General features: G+C 60.8%; 24 protein-coding genes and 1 pseudogene. 20 read left to right on the forward strand and 5 right to left on the reverse strand.

Translation table 11 applies throughout. The features are described 5' to 3' along the window. Positions 1 to 133 precede the first annotated feature (133 nt). The 12 genes from IY145_RS03055 to IY145_RS03110 all read left to right on the forward strand — a co-directional run bounded on the left by IY145_RS03055 (position 134) and on the right by IY145_RS03110 (position 8,363). A complete protein-coding gene (locus IY145_RS03055; RefSeq protein ID WP_196406865.1) occupies positions 134 to 505 on the forward strand; it encodes a hypothetical protein in 372 nt (123 codons plus the stop codon). After that, on the forward strand, positions 505 to 696 hold the full coding sequence (locus IY145_RS03060; protein ID WP_196406866.1) for a hypothetical protein: 192 nt from the start codon (positions 505 to 507) through the stop codon (positions 694 to 696). The genes IY145_RS03055 and IY145_RS03060 overlap by 1 nt, the downstream gene beginning before the upstream one ends. Then, positions 693 to 1,043 (forward strand): winged helix-turn-helix domain-containing protein, encoded by a 351-nt coding sequence (locus IY145_RS03065; RefSeq protein WP_196406867.1) that lies wholly within the window; start codon positions 693 to 695, stop codon positions 1,041 to 1,043. The genes IY145_RS03060 and IY145_RS03065 overlap by 4 nt, the downstream gene beginning before the upstream one ends. Continuing rightward, a complete protein-coding gene (locus IY145_RS03070; RefSeq protein WP_196406868.1) occupies positions 1,036 to 1,596 on the forward strand; it encodes a class I SAM-dependent methyltransferase in 561 nt (186 codons plus the stop codon). The genes IY145_RS03065 and IY145_RS03070 overlap by 8 nt, the downstream gene beginning before the upstream one ends. A gap of 146 nt (positions 1,597 to 1,742) precedes the next feature. Next, a complete protein-coding gene (locus IY145_RS03075) occupies positions 1,743 to 2,426 on the forward strand; it encodes an alpha/beta fold hydrolase (RefSeq protein ID WP_196406869.1) in 684 nt (227 codons plus the stop codon). Between the two features lie 119 nt (positions 2,427 to 2,545). Then, positions 2,546 to 2,980, forward strand: a complete 435-nt coding sequence (locus tag IY145_RS03080; protein ID WP_196406870.1) for a hypothetical protein — start codon at positions 2,546 to 2,548, stop codon at positions 2,978 to 2,980. Between the two features lie 188 nt (positions 2,981 to 3,168). Continuing rightward, a complete protein-coding gene (locus IY145_RS03085) occupies positions 3,169 to 3,846 on the forward strand; it encodes an alpha/beta fold hydrolase (RefSeq protein ID WP_210332612.1) in 678 nt (225 codons plus the stop codon). A gap of 205 nt (positions 3,847 to 4,051) precedes the next feature. Beyond that, on the forward strand, positions 4,052 to 4,885 hold the full coding sequence (locus IY145_RS03090) for a hypothetical protein (RefSeq protein ID WP_196406871.1): 834 nt from the start codon (positions 4,052 to 4,054) through the stop codon (positions 4,883 to 4,885). Positions 4,886 to 5,144: 259 nt separating this feature from the next. Next, on the forward strand, positions 5,145 to 5,816 hold the full coding sequence (locus IY145_RS03095) for a hypothetical protein (RefSeq protein WP_196406872.1): 672 nt from the start codon (positions 5,145 to 5,147) through the stop codon (positions 5,814 to 5,816). Between the two features lie 162 nt (positions 5,817 to 5,978). Beyond that, positions 5,979 to 6,659: a hypothetical protein gene (locus tag IY145_RS03100; protein ID WP_196406873.1), complete on the forward strand. Its 681-nt coding sequence runs from the start codon at positions 5,979 to 5,981 to the stop codon at positions 6,657 to 6,659. 40 nt (positions 6,660 to 6,699) lie between these two features. After that, the gene (locus IY145_RS03105; RefSeq protein ID WP_196406874.1) at positions 6,700 to 7,125 is read left to right on the forward strand and encodes a hypothetical protein; all 426 of its coding nucleotides are present in this window, start codon (positions 6,700 to 6,702) and stop codon (positions 7,123 to 7,125) included. Between the two features lie 404 nt (positions 7,126 to 7,529). Further along, positions 7,530 to 8,363 carry an ankyrin repeat domain-containing protein gene (locus IY145_RS03110; RefSeq protein ID WP_196406875.1) on the forward strand — a complete coding sequence of 278 codons (834 nt, stop codon included), beginning with the start codon at positions 7,530 to 7,532 and terminating at the stop codon, positions 8,361 to 8,363. Between the two features lie 38 nt (positions 8,364 to 8,401). Here the strand turns inward: IY145_RS03110 and IY145_RS03115 are convergent, their stop codons facing one another. Further along, positions 8,402 to 9,178: a LytTR family DNA-binding domain-containing protein gene (locus tag IY145_RS03115; RefSeq protein WP_196406876.1), complete on the reverse strand. Its 777-nt coding sequence runs from the start codon at positions 9,176 to 9,178 to the stop codon at positions 8,402 to 8,404. After that, positions 9,175 to 10,284: a sensor histidine kinase gene (locus IY145_RS03120; protein ID WP_246721743.1), complete on the reverse strand. Its 1,110-nt coding sequence runs from the start codon at positions 10,282 to 10,284 to the stop codon at positions 9,175 to 9,177. The genes IY145_RS03115 and IY145_RS03120 overlap by 4 nt, the downstream gene beginning before the upstream one ends. Between IY145_RS03120 and IY145_RS03125 the strand changes: the two genes are divergently transcribed. The 7 genes from IY145_RS03125 (at position 10,260) to IY145_RS03155 (ending at position 14,790) form a co-directional block, all read left to right on the forward strand. Beyond that, the gene (locus IY145_RS03125; protein WP_246721744.1) at positions 10,260 to 10,988 is read left to right on the forward strand and encodes a LuxR C-terminal-related transcriptional regulator; all 729 of its coding nucleotides are present in this window, start codon (positions 10,260 to 10,262) and stop codon (positions 10,986 to 10,988) included. The two genes, IY145_RS03120 and IY145_RS03125, sit on opposite strands and share 25 nt — an antisense overlap. 243 nt (positions 10,989 to 11,231) lie before the next feature. Then, positions 11,232 to 11,570, forward strand: a complete 339-nt coding sequence (locus IY145_RS03130; RefSeq protein ID WP_196406877.1) for a hypothetical protein — start codon at positions 11,232 to 11,234, stop codon at positions 11,568 to 11,570. Further along, complete coding sequence (locus tag IY145_RS03135) at positions 11,563 to 11,925, forward strand: hypothetical protein (protein ID WP_210332613.1); 363 nt, start codon at positions 11,563 to 11,565, stop codon at positions 11,923 to 11,925. Before IY145_RS03130 ends, IY145_RS03135 begins: the two co-directional genes overlap by 8 nt. Positions 11,926 to 12,376: 451 nt before the next feature. Next, positions 12,377 to 12,691, forward strand: coding sequence for a hypothetical protein (locus tag IY145_RS25560; RefSeq protein ID WP_246721746.1), 315 nt, complete (start codon positions 12,377 to 12,379; stop codon positions 12,689 to 12,691). A gap of 244 nt (positions 12,692 to 12,935) precedes the next feature. Next, positions 12,936 to 13,559 (forward strand): hypothetical protein, encoded by a 624-nt coding sequence (locus IY145_RS03145; RefSeq protein ID WP_196406879.1) that lies wholly within the window; start codon positions 12,936 to 12,938, stop codon positions 13,557 to 13,559. Between the two features lie 6 nt (positions 13,560 to 13,565). Further along, the gene (locus IY145_RS03150; RefSeq protein WP_196406880.1) at positions 13,566 to 14,219 is read left to right on the forward strand and encodes a hypothetical protein; all 654 of its coding nucleotides are present in this window, start codon (positions 13,566 to 13,568) and stop codon (positions 14,217 to 14,219) included. 19 nt (positions 14,220 to 14,238) lie between these two features. Then, on the forward strand, positions 14,239 to 14,790 hold the full coding sequence (locus tag IY145_RS03155) for a hypothetical protein (RefSeq protein WP_196406881.1): 552 nt from the start codon (positions 14,239 to 14,241) through the stop codon (positions 14,788 to 14,790). A 164-nt stretch (positions 14,791 to 14,954) separates the two neighbouring features. Here IY145_RS03155 and IY145_RS03160 read toward each other — a convergent pair whose 3' ends face one another. Continuing rightward, positions 14,955 to 15,401: a hypothetical protein gene (locus IY145_RS03160; RefSeq protein ID WP_024881887.1), complete on the reverse strand. Its 447-nt coding sequence runs from the start codon at positions 15,399 to 15,401 to the stop codon at positions 14,955 to 14,957. A 124-nt stretch (positions 15,402 to 15,525) separates the two neighbouring features. Further along, a complete protein-coding gene (locus tag IY145_RS03165; protein WP_196406882.1) occupies positions 15,526 to 16,314 on the reverse strand; it encodes a hypothetical protein in 789 nt (262 codons plus the stop codon). 154 nt (positions 16,315 to 16,468) lie between these two features. Here IY145_RS03165 and IY145_RS03170 point away from each other — a divergent pair, with 154 nt between their 5' ends. After that, entirely contained in the window at positions 16,469 to 17,062 is a 594-nt protein-coding gene (locus IY145_RS03170) for a hypothetical protein (protein ID WP_196410387.1), read from the forward strand. A gap of 225 nt (positions 17,063 to 17,287) precedes the next feature. Here IY145_RS03170 and IY145_RS26540 read toward each other — a convergent pair. Continuing rightward, positions 17,288 to 17,431 (reverse strand): annotated as a pseudogene (locus tag IY145_RS26540) (DNA-binding response regulator); the annotation flags it as partial. Positions 17,432 to 17,523: the final 92 nt, after the last annotated feature.

The following is a 17,523-nucleotide window of genomic DNA, read 5'->3' on the forward strand; positions in this document are numbered from 1 at the left end:
ATGACGAGGGCATGGCCGCGATGAAGACGGCGCTCGATCGATAAGCGATCAAAGTGCCGCCTCGGCGCTTCGACCGTGTTGTGCAAGTTATTTACTCTGTGCTACAGAGTCCTCTACAAACACGGAGCCTCTCATGGGCGACACACGTGACGGAGCCGCTGGTTCGCTCGCCCAGATCGCCATTGTCGAGCGGCGGACCAGAGCGGCGTTGGCGTATCGTCGTGCTGGCGCGTTCTTGATCCTCTGGGGCGTGTTGGTCGCCGTAGGAGCGGGAATCTCCCCGGCGCATCCGGACCAAACTGAGGCAATCTGGTACGGCGTCGACGCGGCCGGTCTTCTCGGGACCGCCGCAATCACGCTCTATCGACGCCGCATCGGGACGTTTGACGCGCGGGCTGGCGGACCATCGTCGGTTTTCTCGTTCTGGGCGCCTATGGCGTCGCATGGTCATATCTTCTGGCACCGGCCGGCCATGATCGCCTCGCGGTCTTTTGGGCGACGCTGATGATGTTGGGCTATGTCATCGCCGGCCTTTGGCAAGAACCGCTTTTCGCCGTTCTCGGACTCGTCGGAACAGCGATGAGCTTCGCAGCTTTCCTGTTCGCGGGAGCATGGCTGCACGCATGCGCGACATATGTCGTCGCCTTCGTGCTCGGCGGCTTCTGGCTGTATCGACACGGCGTCGGCGAGCGATGAAGCCCAACGAAATAATTCACCAGTCGATGCGCCTTCGGATCATGGCGTCGCTCAACGTCCTCGGGCCGGGCGAGTGGATCGAATTCACCCGTTTGCGCGCGATCGTCGGCGCGACAGACGGGAATCTCGGCGCGCATCTCGAAACGCTCGGGCAAGCAGGATATGTGGCCGTCGAAAAGAAATTCATCGGCAAGAAGCCGCAGACCCGCGTGCGCGCGACGAGCGTCGGGCGCCGCGCGTTTTCGGCCCATGTCGCCTATTTGCGGGCGCTGCTCGACGAGCCGGCCCGCGCCGATCCGACGGATGGCGCGCAAAGCTCACGACATTGGAGCAAGACCGATGGCTGAACATTCCGTGTGCCCCTGGTGGGTGGGCTATTTGCTCGCGAGCCCCCTTCGCAGGCTGCTTCAAGATCCCGCTCTCATCCTGGCGCCCTATGTGCGCGCCGGAATGACCGTGCTCGAGCCCGGTCCGGGAATGGGTTTTTTCACGCTCGAGGCCGCGCGCATGGTCGGCCCCGCCGGCCATGTCATCGCGGTGGACGCGCAACCGAAGATGATCGACGGATTGAGGCGCCGAGCGCAAAGAGCAGGTCTGCTCGATCGTATAGACGCTCGTGTCTGTCCGACAGATTCGATGGCTCTGAACGACCTGGATAGCTCGGTCGATTTCACTTTCGCTTTCGCCGTCGTGCATGAGACGCCTTCGGCCGAACGTTTCTTCGCCGAAACGGCGAGGGCCATGAAGAAGGGCGCCGATCTTCTGCTCGCCGAACCCGCCGGTCACGTCGGCGAAGCCGAGTTCGAGGGAGAGCTCTCGGCCGCCACCGCGAATGGTCTGAAGCTCGTCGATCGTCCTTCCATAAAGCGTTGCGTCGCCGCGCTCCTGGAAAAGGAATGAGCAGAGCGATGAGCATGGCAATCCGGACGTCGGCTCTCCGCCGTCGGCTCGCGAGACCTCATGGCGCCGCGAGCGCGCCAACCCGCGTGGCGCGCGAGGCGACGGCCGCGCTCGCATTCGCGGCGTCTCTTTGCGCGTCCTGCCCGATGTCGGACGACACGCGTGCGGGCGGCGCGACGGACGGAATTGCAGTTTCTGAAAATGTCGAGATGGATGACGGCGCGCGCCTCTATCTCGAGGCGCGTGGCGATCACGCGAACGCCCCTCTCATGATCTGGCTGCACGGCGGCCCAGGAGGTGCCGAACGCCCCCTGCTCCGCTATTTCGACGGCGGCCTCGAACGCCGCCTCCTCGTCGCTTATTATGACCAGCGCGGCGCCGGCAGGTCATTCGATCCAGCGACGCCTGCGGCTTCGCTCGACATCGCGCGCCATGTCGCGGACCTCGACCGCATCGTCGATCATTTGCAATCGCGACACCGCCATGATCGCATTCTCCTCGTCGGCCATTCCTGGGGAGCAGCCCTGGGAATGCTGTTCGCCGAGGCTCACCCGGAGAAAGTCGCCGGCGTCGTCTGCGTCGCGCCGGTCGTCTCGCCCGCCGAACAACATAGGCGCGAATATGCGTACGACGTGGCGGAAGCCGCGCGGCGCGATGACAAAAACGCTCAGCGCGAGCTTTTCGAGATCGGCCCGCCGCCATATCGAACGTCGCGCCCTGTGATCCGTCTGCAGCGCGTCACCGAGCGCTATCGTGGAGTCGAATCGTTCCGCGCGTGCGGCGATTTCGAGCGCCTCGTCGGCCGCTCTGATCTAGCACGAGAGCCATAGTGTACTGGTGCTCCGGAGCATCTAGGCACGAGCGTCGAAGCAAGTGTTACTGAGGCAGGCCGAAGCTGGGCGTTCAAAAAACCAACGTCTCCCAAGCCTTTCCCGATAAGGAACGAGCGATGAAAATTTCCACGCCGGCATTTCGCGCACACCCGCCGGAGTCGGCCGCGCCGAGGGTTGCCGAAAAACCACAGAGCGCTGGCTCCTTTGAGTCGTACTTTGCAGAAGCGCAAGTAACGCCTGCCAAGGTTAATGCATCACGGGCATGGAGGGTCGGCCAGCCGGACTTTGCTAACATAGCCAAGGCTGAATATGTGGCGTGGGGTAAGAGCAAGTTCGAGCAAGGCGAAATCACGCTCGATGATCTGTTTCAAATTCAGTTCGCCGGCGGGGATTTCGATGGAAGCGTTTCCTCCGATACGGGAAAGCACGACTTCGTGGCATTTTTCAATGCCCTGATCGAGAACGAAATCAAAGCACGTCGGGCGTCGGATCCGCAGTCGATGATCCCCGCGTATCGTCACGTTTTGGCGTCGATGTCGCGGGACGTTTGAGGATGACGGTCGAGGATAAGCGCAAGCGAGAGAAAGCGGTGCGAGACACACCACGCATTCGACGCTCCGGCCGTATCGTCGCGACACTTCTCCTCGCAATCGCATTCGGCAGCTGCGCCTCGATGGACGGCGTCCCCACGTCGGTCCTCGCCGAGAGAAAGGTCGAGCACGTCGTCACAGGAAAGGGCATGCCGGCCGTTGTGTTCGAAAACGGGCTCGGCGGTCGATTGGAGTGGTGGTCGAAGGTTCTGCCGGACATCGCGACGGAAACCACCGTCTTCGCCTACAATCGTCCCGGCATCGGCGCGAGTGCGCCGGCGACGACGCCGCGCGACGGCGTCACCGTCGTCGAGGAACTCCGCGCAACGCTTCGGGCCAGAGGAATCGCACCGCCCTATGTGCTGGTCGGCCATTCCATCGGCGGTCTTTACGTCCAACTCTATGCACGCCGTCATCCCAACGAAGTGGCCGGCCTCGTGCTGGTCGATTCGACGCATCCGGAGCAGTTGAGCGGCGCCGGCGCGCGCGAGAAATGGCCGGTTTTGGTCAAGCTCGCCATCGACGTGGCGTCTCCCGGAGTCGCGCAGGAAGAGCTGGCCTCCCTGCCGGCGACCGGCGCGGCGCTCGTCGCCTTGCCGCCGTTCACCGGAAAGCCAGTCACGATCCTCAGCGCTGCCAAGCCCATGAGCGAGAGCTCCGAACTCGCTCGTGACAGCAACGCGAAGCGGATCGACATTCTCCGCCTCAATCCCGGCGCCCGCCAAGTGTGGGTCGACAGCGGTCACGCCATTCCGCTCGAGAAGCCGGAGGCAGTCGTCACCGCGATCCGCGAGATCCTATCGACCCTGCGCCGCCGCGACCGCTGAAAGGAAGGCGGCCATGACCCTCGGCCAGAGCCCGGCGAACCCGTACGCTGGCGCTGGCTCATGATGGGTCGGACACGCGGAAGAGAACTGCAGGAATGACGCCGCTCGCAAGCACCGGTACATCGTATTCCTTGGTCGGCTTGGTCATTTCCCGTAGCTTGGCGCGGCAGTCCAATCTCCACAATGGCGGATGCGGACCGGAGTTTTGCCGATCTTCGACAACGAGGCGCCTTCGGACGGCGCCTCATGGCGCGATGCTAAGGGACTAGGCACGAAAATGACAAGGCATTTACGATTTTCGCCCGGCCTCCTATTTTCCCTCTTCGCGTTTGCATTCCCTGGCGCTGATCGTGCGTCTGCCGAAGGCGTCTGCCCACCCGGATTTATCCCAGGCGGCGCTATGGTGCCCGGACAAGAAAATGCCGGCTGGACGGGTTGCCTCCATGCCTACGACGTAGACGATAGCAACGTGGGACCGAGCAGAGGTGGGGATTCTGGCCCGCCCCCCTTCAATGCCGATGAGTTCCGCGCCCTTCTCCAATGGGAAAAACAAGTCGCGCAGGAAAACGAAGAGCGTCTGTTGAAGAACAACCCTGTCTTGCGCGAATTGAAGCAAGGCGTATGGAAATTCTCACGCTCGCAGCCGAAAGATCCCCGCCAGATCTGCACCGCATCATTCCTCCAATTGAATGGCGGTGTCTTGATCATGGATTGGGCGGGCGAAGCCAAAGGCACGCTCCTCGCCTATTTCGGCGGGGCGATCCCACCGACCGCGGACATCCGTACCGAAACGGTCAGTCTTACCCAGTCCGGGGAAACCCAGAGGGTTCACGCGTCTCATGCGAGTTTGCCCTGGTCCACAAAGATCGGAATGGTCATATTCGCCGTCCCCTCCACGCAGGCGCTGCTCAGCTCGATCGAGGAAATGCAGGATTATTCTGTGGAACTGCACGGGCAGGAAGTTATCCACGGCAAGTGGCACAGCGGCTCTACGGCGCGAAAGTGGTTGAGCAACTGCGTCAGCAAACGTGGAAAATGAATCACGATGGGAGCGCTTTCGAGGGACGAGTGGCGCGCGTCATCAAATTTGAAAGGCTGGCCCACCCCGGCCCTTCCCTTGCAGCGGGAGGAAGCATAGGCGCCGCCAGCATTCCCCCGGCAAGGGGAAGTGTTTAGAGAGAGCGTCATCACCACGCGAGCGCCAGTCCTGAGTAGAGCGAAAATGAATACGTGCATTCTCATATGCCTCATCTCATCGCGTTCGCCGCGCTCCGCTTTTGCAGAAGGCCGTTGTCCGGATGGCTACTTTCCTAAAAATCTCTGCGGGCGTCGCCGCCCGTCTCTTCGTCCTGGCGCTTTTCGCGCAAACCTCCGCGCGCGGCGCAGAATTGCCTCCGGATGTTCCAACGATGAAAGAGGCGCGCAGATTCCTAATTTCACATACCGACGCCGGATGTGACGATACCGATAACGTGAACCTCATCAAGGATGACCGAATGCTCGTGGCGCGGCGCAGCGGAAAGACCGCCACTGTCATCTACGATCTCCATTGCGAATATTCCGCCGCCCGGACCCGCGTATTTCTTCAGTGGCGGACTTACCACGGCTACCGGCTGATGCAATTCGCAAAGCCCGTATACGAGCTTCGTTGGGGGGACGACATTAGTTCCGAGTTGGCGGAAAAGCCCAGAGCGACGGGATACGAAGTCGCGACCAGACTTCCGAACGGGAAAATCAATCCAAATAATTTGGAAATCACGAGCTACGACCTTTGGGGTGCCGATCAGGACTCCGGCGAGAATGGGTCATGGCGCTACCAGGAGAATACCGGACAGTATGCCTTGACGTCATTCGAGGTCGATCCTTACGGCGAACACGGTCTCGAACCGAAGAAAGCCGCCGCACTGAGAGGTAAGCGCTTCGTGCTTTTCCCGATTGAAAAATGCGTGAGCGAGCCGGCCAAGAAGTGAACCACTATCAGAGTCTCGAGCGGCCGTCCGTGACTGGAGCAAGGATGAAACGATTCATTCTCGCCTGCCTCATGACCTTGCGCTGTCGCGCCGACGCGAATTGTCTGGTGTTTTCTCCATTGGCGATGTTGAAGGAGCCGCGACGAGATGGTCGACACTTGCATGACTTATAAAATCTCCACCCGGTTCGCTATTTTTTTCGCCCTTATCGCGTTGGCGACCGGCGCCTCAATTGAGGCGCTCGCTGCGAGCAGCCCACTCGAAACGTTGCTCTTCGCCTTCGCGCAGGGCAAGCGGGACAAGGAGATCGCCGCGCTGTCGAACATCGAATGGAAAGGTTTCGCCTATCCCGAGGACTCCGAGAAGGACCTCAGCGTGACTTACCATTTGCTGGGGCAACTGCGCCTGAGGGGATTTGGCGACGTCGATCTGCCGGTCGGGATCGGCGCGAAAGCAACGAGCAAAAGAGGCAACGAAGGCGACGCCTCGATCGACGTCATTTTCCACAGCGCCAAAGGGGCTCGCGGAATAGAGCTTCAGAAGTTTTATCCGAGCAGCAATTATCAGGAAATTCTCCAAAGGCAGCTGAGCGCCGGGACCGTGACCCTGCTTTCCGACAATTGCAAGACGGACGGATATGGCGATCAGATCGATGACGAACACACTGCCTTTTTCCGGATCAATCTTCTCGCCGAGCCCAGGCCGATTTTTGTCCGCGCCGGTCGCAATGAGGATGGCGGCAAAAACAGCCCAGGAGAGACGTTCTTTTCCTTCTCTCTGTTCACGCCCGGGAGCGATATGACGAAGAGATCCTGCGTCACCCGCATCGAGCCGCTTCGATGAGTTCGTCGCGATTCGGAACACGAACGCAAAGGAGGATGATATGCGAACAGCTTTGTTGGCGTCCTTGTTGATCTTGCTTCTCACGGGCGTCGCGAGGCGCGCACTTGCGGTCGATTGCCCGAACGTAGACGTCGACAAGGTCAAGCGCGCGATTGGCGATTTGTCGGATTTTTACGGCGACGTTCCGTCCTGCCTCGACTGTCAAAGGCAAAGCAAGCCGATCGAGCGGCTGATCTGCCAAAACAGCGGATTGAGACTCATGGAAATTCTGGACACCAAGGCCGCCGTCTACGCCTATGAGAACGCCACCAAGACACAGATGGTTCATTCGAAGCCGGATTGCTCCTTCATTCGCAAACAGCTTTCCAATAATTGCGCCGACGCGGTTTGTGTTTGCGCAAATTTGAAAGAGCACACGAACGACTCGCGAGGCGGAGAGTCCCCCTATTCTGGCGAGACTCGTTGATTCGAGTCGAAATCGATCGCAAATCGATGGAGCAGCACGTCTATGGCAGGGATGCGTTTCCGATCGCTGGCGAAGGCTTTCGGTCTTGTGATCTTTCTGGCGTCGCAGCCGGCCGATGCGAGCGGCAGGCTGCCAGTCCCGCCATCTTCGCAAACGCTCGCGTCGCATCGAGCATGCGTCGAGGAACTCGAGCGCCAATATGCCGAGGAACAGCAACGCGTCGTCAAGAAGACTCTCGATGCCGACGGCTCCGACCATGAGACGTCGCTGGAAACAGCGGGCATAGAGCGGACGGAGACCGACAGCGCCCGTTATCAGGCGACCGTATGGCATCACCATGGGCGCGTTCGGACAGATCTCGAACAGATCGAAACGAGCCACAGCTTCGAGACCCGCCTGCGGGAATGCAAAGGCGCGACGCTCCACATCAGTGGCGAGACGGGCTACACTTTAAGCACATTCGAGCCGTGGAAGAAGTCCGCGCCATGAACTGGGCGAAGCGATCGGCCAGGCTTTCTCGCCGGAATTTTCTCTTGGGTGCAATTAGCCTGCTCCAGTTCTTATTGCCGAAGCCGAGCGGAGCCGAGCCGAGCTCTCGCGAGATATTCTTCGGCCCTAAGGTCGTCGCGCTGCTCGACGCAGCCATGCAGGGGGACAGCAAGCGCGCCGCAGAGCTCGTGGCCGCGGGCGCCGATGTGCGAGCGAGAGGTGACAGAAACGTCACGCTGTTGCAATGGGCTATGCTCAACAAAAGCCATATCGCCTTCCAAGCGCTGCTGAATGTCGGCGCCGACCCTGCGCAGCCCGGAATCGACGGCGATACGACGATTCACTTTGCCGCCAAAGCGAACGATCCGGCATATCTGCGCCTGCTGCTGACGCGCCGCATCGAGGTCGACGCCCGCAATGAGTTGACCGGCAGGACGCCTTTGATGGCGGCCTTGATGTGGGAGCGGGAGCAACAGTTCGAAATGTTGCTCGCCGCCGGAGCGCGTTTGAATCATTCCGACAACATGGGCAATACAATTCTGCACGTCGCGGCGCAGATCGGCGATCCGGCACGGGTCCTGAGAATCTTGCAGCGAGGAGCCCCGGCCGCGGCACGCAATCGGCAGGGCAAGACTTTCCAGCCTTATCTCTTCATGACGCAGGAGCGTCTGCTCACCGCAGAGGCGCGGCGCGCGCGGCAGGCGGTCGCCGAGTGGCTAGCACAGAACGGCGTTCCGCTCGAACAGTGAGCACGGTCCTAAGGAAGTCGGCCGAGAAGGCGCTCACGCTATGCCCGCGTGAGCCTCGCGCGGATCGACGGCGCATAGGTTCGCCCCACGCGCACTTCCGAACCATCGCTCAAAACCGCGATCAGCGCCGCGAAAGGCGCCTGCTTGATACGCGTGATGGCGCTGCGGCGCACAATCGCTCCGCGATGGATACGCAGGAACTCTTCACCGTCGAGACGGCGTTCGAGCGAGGACAGGCTCTCCTGAAAGAGATAGTCCGCGCCGACGACATGAATACGCACATAATCGCGTTCCGCCTGAAAGCGGATCACATTGGCCAGCGTGACGCGCAAGTATTCGCCTTGCGCCTTCACCCAGAACTCGGTCGGCTTTTTCGGCTGTTCGGTCAAAGCGCGCTTCAGGGAAGCGATCGTTTCCTGCAATTCGGCGACTCGGTCCGCCTGAAGGCGCGCGCCCGCGGCGATCCGCGCGCGCTCCAGGGCGCGAGCGAAGCGCCCCGGCTCGATCGGCTTGGTGACGTAGTCGACGGCATTGGCCTCGAAGGCGCGTAGGGCGTGATGGTCGAATGCGGTGACGAAAACGACCACCGGCGGCTCCGGTCCGAAGCTTTCCAGAACATCGAAGCCGCTACCGCCCGGCATTTGAATGTCGAGCAGAAGAATGTCGGGCCGAGATTGTTCCGCCGCGCGACGAGCCTCCCTGGCGTCGGCGGCTTCGTCGATCCGCCCGACCCATTCCATCTTCGCGAGCAGACGCAAGAGCCTGCGGCGCGCGAGCGGCTCATCGTCGACGACGAGAATCGTGAGCTCGCTCATGCGAGCCGCCACGGGAGCTCGATGAACGCGCGGTAGCGGCCGGGCGCGACCGGGCCGGATGAAAACGAGCTGTCGCCTTGAAAGCGGGCGTGCAGACGTTCCGCGACGTTGCGCAATCCGACTCCCATGCCGGCAGGCTTCTTGCCGTCATCCTCCATCGGCATGTCGTTCTCGACCGTGACCCGAAGCCGGTTTGCCTCACGGCGCGCGCGCAGCGCGATCTCGACCTTGCCGACAGTGGCGCCGACGCCGTGCTTGATGGCATTCTCGATCAGCGGCTGCAGGATCAGGCTCGGCACAAGGGCGCTGCGCACATCGTCGGGCATGTCGATGCTGAACGCCATCCGGTCGGAAAAGCGTTCACGCTCTATCTGCAGATATTCCTCCTGAAGAGCCAGCTCATCCGCCAAGGACACGTCATGCATGGGATCGAGCGACAAGGTCGCGCGCAGGAATGTCGAGAGCGACAGGACCATGCGCTCGGCGCGGGTGGCCGATCCCTCCTCGATCAGGCCGGCGATCGAGTTCAGCGTGTTGAAGAGAAAATGCGGATTTACCTGGTACCGCAACGCGCGCATTTGCGCCGACAGCGCTTCCTCACGGGCAGCGGCTAGCCGACGTCCGCGGTCATGGAGTTCGAAACTGAAGATGAGGCTGACGAACAGACAGGACCAGCCAAAAAACAACGCCGCACCTAAGGCTGTGTCGTTGATGAAACTATTCCAGTCGTGAGCTGCCAGTTGTGGCAAAGGGTAGACAGTTTGAGCGGCATAGCCCAATGCAGCCCAAACCGGCGCCGCTGCTAGGGAGATCAAGAAGGAGGATACGACGAAAATCGGCAGGGAGCTTTCCGATGGCCCGCGACGGCTCGCCCACCTATCTAAGCAAAACAAAATATACGAAATTCCAGCTGTAATAAGCCATCCGGACCCATATCGAAGAATTTTTTCTGCAATATATGCGACGCGCTGGGTGTAGTCTACAGATTCTGTTGTTTTAAGAATCCAAAGAACAACTGATGAAAGGAACGCGCCACCCCAATAGATCAGGCCGAAACGAATTGTGGCCTGACGGATGGCGCATGCGTTGGACGATCGCTTCATCATCCTTCATTTCCTCTTCAGATTTACCCACGGCGACTTCCGTTCACCGACTCGTGGCGCCATCCGCAGCGCTTCCGCAAAGCCGTGCCGTTCGTCCCTCCACAGTCGCCATTCGCAGATTCTCGCCGCCGCTCGTCGCCGCGCTCGCGCTCGTCGCCGGAAGTCGAATGAACCCGCGCTCCAGCGATGCTACGGAGCTGGGAAAGGGACCACGCGGAAGTTTCAGCATGGACAAATACGACATTTCGGACATCGCGCCAAACCTTCGGGACAGAGGGCATTCAGGAGGCCGCTCGATGATCGAGCACAGTGCGACCGCGAGCGTCGTCTTGTTCGCGGTGCGGACCAAAGACGCGGACGATATTCTCGCTCGGGTGCGTCACATGCTGCCGGAGGGCAGCGTGCTGTATGCGCGGCGCGAAGCGGCCGGCGCGCGCGACTTGTCCCTCACACACAGGCTGTCCACGCTGACGGCGCGACAACACGACATTCTGCGGCTCTTGATGCATGACCTGTCGAACAAGGAGATCGGCCGGCGCTTGAAACTGTCGCATTTCACGGTACGCAATCATGTCTCGCAACTGTTGAGACAGTTGAACGTCCCCTCGCGCAAGGCAGTCGTCGCCTTGCTGAACGACAGCCTCTCCGTCGATGCGCATGTCCTGCCCCTTTCTGATAGACGTGTTCATAGCCCCGAGGCGTCATAGCATATTATTTGCCGCGTCTCTGTCAGCGGCAACGCGCGCATTGTACCGGTGCGTCGGCGTGATTGATTTCGCGAGGATCGGATGGCTCCATGCCTTATCCGAAGATCCGGGATTTCAAAAATTATGAGAAATATTTGCGCCCTGCCCATCCTGCTCCTCGCCTTCGGTTCGGCGTCTGCGCAGGATTCGAGAGAAGCGCTCCAAAATTGGATCGGCGATCCGAGTCATGGAAGCTTCCAGGGGATGATCCCCCTGAGCGGCAAGAAGCACGGAGACTATCATCGCGGCTATCGCTGCCCGAGCTACGAAGCGGCGACTTTCGTCGTTTCTATCGTCGAGAAGGCCCATCTGCACGAGAAAAAGCCGAAAATGTTGCGCGCCACGCTTTTGCGCTCGCTCGCCGGACAAGCCTGCGAACCCGCGGCCGCCGGACAATACCGGCCGCTCCAGCTCGGCAACGTCTCGCAAATCGATAACGGGCCGGAGGCGGGCGAGGAATGGACCGCCCTACGTGTCCAGGCGCCGGATGGAGCGGAGATTGGACTCGTTTACGACGCGAGCATCTACGGGATCGATGACTGAAGCGCATGTGGAAATGGTGACCGCGATGATCGACTTCCCCGGCTGGAGCCGGCATAGGCTGGCTTGGCGCTATGGACTGGCGCTCGTCGCGATCACTTTCTTCGCCTTCTTGCCGCTGCTCTCTCTCTTCGCCGCGAGCCTCGTCGCGAGCGCCAACAGCTGCGCGCTTGATGAAGGCAATCCGCACCCCTGCCTCATCCTCGGTTCGGACGTGGGACAGACCCTCTACAATATGGCGGTCGGCGGCTGGCTGATGATCTTCACCCTACCCATCGGCGCCGGATTGTTCGTCTTGTGGCTGCTGGTCCTCGTGGTTCACTCATGGCGGCGACGTAAGCGGCCATCGTTCGACTGAACCGGCTGACACGGCGATGAATTTCCCCGCCACGCCGCCGTTCTCCTTTGCTCATCGGGCGAACGCTATCCGCTCACTCATTCTTCGAGGTCGCGAAATGTCCAGAAAGACGCCTTCCCTGCCAGTCGGCGCCGGTTCTCGCCTAGTCACCGTCCTCGCGCTCGCATCGCTTCCCGCATTGGCCGCGTCGCCAGGTCCGTTCAGAGCCGTCGATCGCGACTCTCCGTCGAATTATTGGATCGAGGACCGTAGCTGGGGCGGCGGCGCTCGCTTTGTGTTGAATCTGAAACAGAGCCTAGCAGCGGACGCGGCACACCGAGATTTTCTCGCCGGAACCGAATTCGAAACAAAAGTCCGGGCGCCGTCCCTGAAGTTTCTCGCGGGAGGCGACCCTGAATTTACGTTTGGTTGCGTCGACCGGGATCCGGCGAAGAGCTACTGGCGCTTTCGCGTGGGAATCACGCCGCCCGGATCTGGCATCACGAGCAAGGACGAGATCGCGTATGAGAAGGGCATAAAATATTACTTCGGCGCGCCGGGAATGCTCGTTCTCCTGGGCGAGGCGGACAAGGAGATAAAGCGCATTGCGCTTGCGCCGAGCGACGACGCGCTCGAAACCGCCGCTCTGACGCAAGACGATGTCCAAGCCATCCTGAACGCGTCCGTGATCCGCGCCAAGACGCCGCGGATTTTTTTCGAATCTGGAACCTCGGCGCTGAAAGCGATGATCGACGGTAATCCGAAGCTTCCCTGCGCCGCGCGGTGAGCTCGTGTGTCGATCGGCATCCCCCCTCTCTCTGGAAAGTCAGGGGCGTAAAATGTCAGAAGCAAAGCGCACGGCGTCGCCAGAGCGTGTGTCGTCACGATCACAGGGCTCGGAGTCTCGCATCGCTCTCGGTAGAGGCCGCCCCTCGGCGGCCGACACGGCGATGAGTCCACCCGCCACGCCGCCGTTCTCTTTTGCTCATCGGGCGAACACTATCCGCTCTCTCATTCATCGAGGTCACAAAATGCCCAGAAAGACGCCTTCCATGCCAATCGGCGCCAACTCCCTCCTCGCAACCATGGTCGCTCTTCAAATGCTCGTGGCGCTTCCCGCGATGGCCGCCTCTCCGGCGCCGCTCAGAGCCGTCGATCGCAATCCTCGGGCGAATTGGATCGAGGCCTTTGACTGGGGCGGCGGCGCTCGCTTTGTGTTCGATCTGAAACAAAGCCAGGAAGCGGGCGCGCCTTCCCTGAATTTTCTCGCCGGAGGAGCGCCGGAATTTTCTTTTGGTTGCGCCGACCAGGATCCGACAAAGAGCTACTGGCGCTTCCGCGTGGGAGCCACACCGCCCGGATCGGGCATCACGAGCAGGGACGAGATCGCCCACGAGAAAGGCATGAAATATTACTTCGGCGCGCCGGGGATGCTCGTTCTCCTGGACGAGGTGGACAAGGAGATAAGGCGCACTCTGCTTACGCCGAGGAACGGCGCGCTCGAAACCGCTGCTCTGACGCAAGACGATGTCCAAGCTATCCTGAACGCATCGGCGATCCGCGCCGAAACGCCGCGGATTTTTTTCGAATCCGCAACGTCGGCGCTGAAAGCGACGATCGACGGCAATTCGAAGCTTCCCTGCGCGACGCGGTGAGCTCGCGTGTCGATCGGCATCCGCTCCTTCTCTCTCAAAGGTCAGGGTCAGAAAATGTCAGAAGCAGAGCGCGCCGCGCGCCGCGTCGCCCAAGCGCTCGTCGTCACCATCGCAGTTCCGTGGATTCTCGCGTCGCTGCCCGTCGAAGCCGCTCCTCGGGAGAAACTCGAAGTCATCGACTCGAGCACTCGGTCGGAATGGATTATGGATGATCGCGCCTGGGGTGGCGGCGTCCGTTTCTATTTTCCCAATGCGAAACATAAATCCGGCCCGACTGACCTGACGCCCAATTTTGCGCTCGGCTGCGACAGCATCGACCCCGGAAAGAGCGTTTGGCGATTCCTCGTAGAACTCGCGCCGCTAGGCTCCGACGCTTCGGGCGAGGAGGAAACCGCCAATATGAAGAACAAGGCGTATTACTTCGGCGCGCCGGGCACGGCCATCCTTTTTGACGAAATGGACAAGGAGTTTAAGCGCGTTCCCATTCGAGCGACAACCTGGGGCACATTGGAAACCGGGCGTCTGACGCGCGAACAGGTCAAGAGCTTCACGGAAGCGTCGCAGATCCGCGTCGAGACGCCAAGGGTCGTCTTCAATACGCGCGCTCTTGGGGCCAGTGGTCTCCACCTGATGCCCAAGCTTCCCTGCGCCGCGCCGTGAGCACGGAAGGAGTATCTCGATGTCGGATAGGCTGAAGCAATTTCTCGTCGTCGTCCTCATGACGGCCTCGCCCGCTTACGCCGCATCGTCCAGCGTGACTGTGGACGAAAGCGGCGTAGTGGTCGCCGGCGCCTGGGGCGCGCGCAAAGCCTATGCGCCTCTGGATGCGGCCGGTATCTTGCCGGGCTTCCTCGGCGCCTGGGCCATGCGTCCGGAAATCTGTGGCGAGGCGCAGCGCTCATCCTCGTTCCCGGACCGGACTCCCAACGGATTCGTCTGGATCGCCGCCGATCGCATCTTCACCAAATCCGGCCCGTTGGCGGTCGCCGGCGCTTATGTCCGAACGCCGGAGACGATGACGCCGCGAGACGTAGAAGCCGCTCTGGCCGAGAAGCGCAAAATCGTCCTTTCGTCCGAGAAGGAGCGGAACGCTGGCGAGATGCTCGTCGAACTGCGCCCGCTTCGGCAAAGCGAAAGCCATTTCTATCAGCTCAGCCTCTCGGACGAGAAGAAAACGCTCGTGATCGAGGAAGCCGGCCGTGAGCGCGTCACATTGAAACTTTGCAAATGAACCGTCTCATGCCCAAGACGACGGGAGAATTTCGGAGGGTCGCGCCTCGCTTCTCGGAGCGGGACAATATCCGCCACTGCGCCCATACGCGCCGGCTGACGGAAGCGGCTGGCTGAATCGGATAGAGGCCGGCCGCAGCGTGCAAGCGCCCGCGCCGGCGTTTCTCATTGCCGGCCCGCCCAGCGAAACGCCAGCACCGCGGCCGTTTCCTTCGGAGGCGCATCTTCCTCGCCGCTCAAGGCGTAACTTATGGGGACCTCGATATCGAATGGCGGCTCGGGCGCCGCCTCGGGAGAAAGAGCGATGGGAATTCGGTAGGTCTGCCGTCCGTCGGCGTCGAGCTTGACGTCCCAACCCTTCGAAGCGCTCGTGGCGCCGCCTCCCGGGACACAGCGCTTCGCCACGAACCTGCGGGCCCTGGCGTCGGACAGATACGCGGATCGCTCGCAGGTCCAGGGATCGATGCGGATCAGCGCCGTCTCCACCTGCGAGATCGCGCCGGAAGCGAACTCGATCTCGAGCCATTCGACTCCCTTGCCGGGGACCTCATGGACATCGACCAGTCGCGCCGTGAAATGCGGCATGCGTACGGTATCGCGCCCGGCCGCCATAACGTCCCCGGCCGCGAGGCGGAGGACGCCGACGACAAAGGAGCATAGAAAAAGTTTTCGTCTCGACATCATCCCGTGTCTCCCAACAGTCTTTTCCACTTGTGGCGCTGCTTCATACGCCGCTTTATCGACAGCGGAACAATCGCGAGACTGGCTGATCGGGCCGCACCGTCCGCCATTGGAGAATGTCGCCATCGGATGAAAGGGTGAACTCCTCCTCCGAATCCCACTTTCCTCCGCCGCCCGAATTTCGAGCGTTGATAATAATCGTGCGGCGCGAGCTCCCCATAGGGAGAACCCCGAGAGCGATCATTTCCCCTTCCGACTGATGCAGACCTTTGGAATCGATTGCGATGATGGCGGTCGGTTCTCCCCCGGTGCAATTATGGGCCGAATAGGCCCATTTTCCGTGATATTGCAGGGGAATCTCGTGCAACGGGCGCAGCGTTTCTGCAGCATCAATTCCCTTGGGCGGGGCCTCGTCCGAGACTCCGACAGAGAATTCCAACCGTCCGTTGCTCTTGTGGCGGTAGACGTCCAGCAGCAGCGACGGATTGCCGTCGACGATGGCCGCGCTCGTTTCCTTGTCGATCGTCAACATGGCGCCGGCGATCTCGACGCAGTGCGTCGTCCCCGCAAAATAAGCGTCGACGCTGTCGCCCTTCCGGCGCAGACCTCTTACATGGACATTGAAGCGGTCCTGCTGGAGAATGGCGACCGCGTCGGACAAGGCCTCCCCCTTGTTGCTGACCTGATCCTCCGGCGCGATTTCCGTACAATATTCGGTGAGATAGTCGCGAGCTGCTTTATCGCAGCCGCCTAGTCCTGCAAAGCCGAGCGCAGACGGCCAAAGGCAATATGACCAGGCTAGAAAGCCGACCGTGGCGATTTGCCGCCATCGTCTTCGAGACATCGCCAGTCCTCGCGTCGAGCCATTCGATCCGTGGCTATTCCCGGCGCCGCACGCGGTCAACATACATGAAGTACCGGTTCGCTTTTACGCTCAACTTCGACCCGCACCGACGATAGGTTCGACTGGCAAGCAGGATCTGACATGAGTGCGAACAATGTGCACCTTCTCTTCGACTTCGTTCATCAGCCGACTTTTGGTCGCTCTGACGCTGCCTCAAATTCTGTCAGCCGTGCCGGCATGGGGCGGCGCCGAAAATCCAATTGCTGAACTCGAACAGCATGAACTCGAACAGGCTGCGCTCGCGTGCCGGTCTCGGAGTTATAAAGAGTTGTTCACCACGATGATCCGGTCGGCAGCCGTGCGAAAAAAATACGCCGCGCCTCAGATCGATTATGAGGAACGCAGCAAAAAGAACGAGACGAGGAAGAGCGCGATTCCGAAAGAGAGCTACGACAAATTTCCGATCCAGATGTTCGATTTCTATTGGAAAACGACCGTCCCGGCGAAGCCCGGCGACAAAGAAGAATATGTGATGATAGAGTTCGACCAGAACCAGAGCAATCAGATTTCCGTCGAGTGGACGCGTGTGCATTACCGAGGACCGTATGTGGGCGAGGAGATTTTGGGGACGGCGTACGACCTCGACGGCAAACCTTACCGTCGGGGAAGGCGAGTCGATGGCCGATTGCTTCTTGACCCGACCAAAGATTGCTGGGAACTCGTCGCGGATATTCGTTATGTCAAGTAAGCGCCGCGATGGCGATCGAGCGAGCCACGGCATGGTTGAATGCAAATGCTCAGCGGATGCGGCTGGAACTGCGGCGCAAAGCGCGGGTGACGGTTTTGCAACGCCGCCGAAGACCGGGAAACGGGCTCTCGCCTCGGCACATGATCGGTGCCTGCGGCCTTGCTTGGTTTCTTCGACTCGATCAGAGACGGTGACGCCATTTTTTGGCACATGGTGGTCGAACGCCGTGACAAACACGACCGCCGGCAAAGCATCCGTAAGACCATCGAGCAATTCGAACCCGGCGCCGCCCGGCATCTGGATATCGAGCAAGAGGATGTCCGGCACGCGCTCCTCTACGAGCGCGCGGGCCTTCATGATATCGCCAGCCTCATCGACATGGCTTACCCAGTCGAGCTTGTTTCAACAGTCGTGTCAGCCGGCGCCGGGCCAGCGGCTCATCATCGACTACAAGAACCGTC

Origin of the sequence: Methylosinus sp. H3A (assembly GCF_015709455.1) — a bacterium.
Classification (GTDB): domain Bacteria; phylum Pseudomonadota; class Alphaproteobacteria; order Rhizobiales; family Beijerinckiaceae; genus Methylosinus.

Bases quoted from the DNA above. Each gene is read 5' to 3' on its own strand.
- IY145_RS03055 (WP_196406865.1), top strand. From the start codon at position 134: ATGGGCGACACACGTGACGGAGCCGCTGGTTCGCTCGCCCAGATCGCC.
- IY145_RS03060 (WP_196406866.1), top strand. From the start codon at position 505: ATGATGTTGGGCTATGTCATCGCCGGCCTTTGGCAAGAACCGCTTTTC.
- IY145_RS03065 (WP_196406867.1), top strand. From the start codon at position 693: ATGAAGCCCAACGAAATAATTCACCAGTCGATGCGCCTTCGGATCATG.
- IY145_RS03070 (WP_196406868.1), top strand. From the start codon at position 1,036: ATGGCTGAACATTCCGTGTGCCCCTGGTGGGTGGGCTATTTGCTCGCG.
- IY145_RS03075 (WP_196406869.1), top strand. From the start codon at position 1,743: ATGTCGGACGACACGCGTGCGGGCGGCGCGACGGACGGAATTGCAGTT.
- IY145_RS03080 (WP_196406870.1), top strand. From the start codon at position 2,546: ATGAAAATTTCCACGCCGGCATTTCGCGCACACCCGCCGGAGTCGGCC.
- IY145_RS03085 (WP_210332612.1), top strand. From the start codon at position 3,169: ATGCCGGCCGTTGTGTTCGAAAACGGGCTCGGCGGTCGATTGGAGTGG.
- IY145_RS03095 (WP_196406872.1), top strand. From the start codon at position 5,145: ATGGCTACTTTCCTAAAAATCTCTGCGGGCGTCGCCGCCCGTCTCTTC.
- IY145_RS03100 (WP_196406873.1), top strand. From the start codon at position 5,979: ATGACTTATAAAATCTCCACCCGGTTCGCTATTTTTTTCGCCCTTATC.
- IY145_RS03105 (WP_196406874.1), top strand. From the start codon at position 6,700: ATGCGAACAGCTTTGTTGGCGTCCTTGTTGATCTTGCTTCTCACGGGC.
- IY145_RS03110 (WP_196406875.1), top strand. From the start codon at position 7,530: ATGCAAAGGCGCGACGCTCCACATCAGTGGCGAGACGGGCTACACTTT.
- IY145_RS03115 (WP_196406876.1), bottom strand. From the start codon at position 9,178: ATGAGCGAGCTCACGATTCTCGTCGTCGACGATGAGCCGCTCGCGCGC.
- IY145_RS03125 (WP_246721744.1), top strand. From the start codon at position 10,260: ATGCGTTGGACGATCGCTTCATCATCCTTCATTTCCTCTTCAGATTTA.
- IY145_RS03120 (WP_246721743.1), bottom strand. From the start codon at position 10,284: ATGATGAAGCGATCGTCCAACGCATGCGCCATCCGTCAGGCCACAATT.
- IY145_RS03130 (WP_196406877.1), top strand. From the start codon at position 11,232: ATGATCCCCCTGAGCGGCAAGAAGCACGGAGACTATCATCGCGGCTAT.
- IY145_RS03135 (WP_210332613.1), top strand. From the start codon at position 11,563: ATGACTGAAGCGCATGTGGAAATGGTGACCGCGATGATCGACTTCCCC.
- IY145_RS03145 (WP_196406879.1), top strand. From the start codon at position 12,936: ATGCCCAGAAAGACGCCTTCCATGCCAATCGGCGCCAACTCCCTCCTC.
- IY145_RS03155 (WP_196406881.1), top strand. From the start codon at position 14,239: ATGTCGGATAGGCTGAAGCAATTTCTCGTCGTCGTCCTCATGACGGCC.
- IY145_RS03160 (WP_024881887.1), bottom strand. From the start codon at position 15,401: ATGGCGGCCGGGCGCGATACCGTACGCATGCCGCATTTCACGGCGCGA.
- IY145_RS03165 (WP_196406882.1), bottom strand. From the start codon at position 16,314: ATGTCTCGAAGACGATGGCGGCAAATCGCCACGGTCGGCTTTCTAGCC.
- IY145_RS03170 (WP_196410387.1), top strand. From the start codon at position 16,469: ATGTGCACCTTCTCTTCGACTTCGTTCATCAGCCGACTTTTGGTCGCT.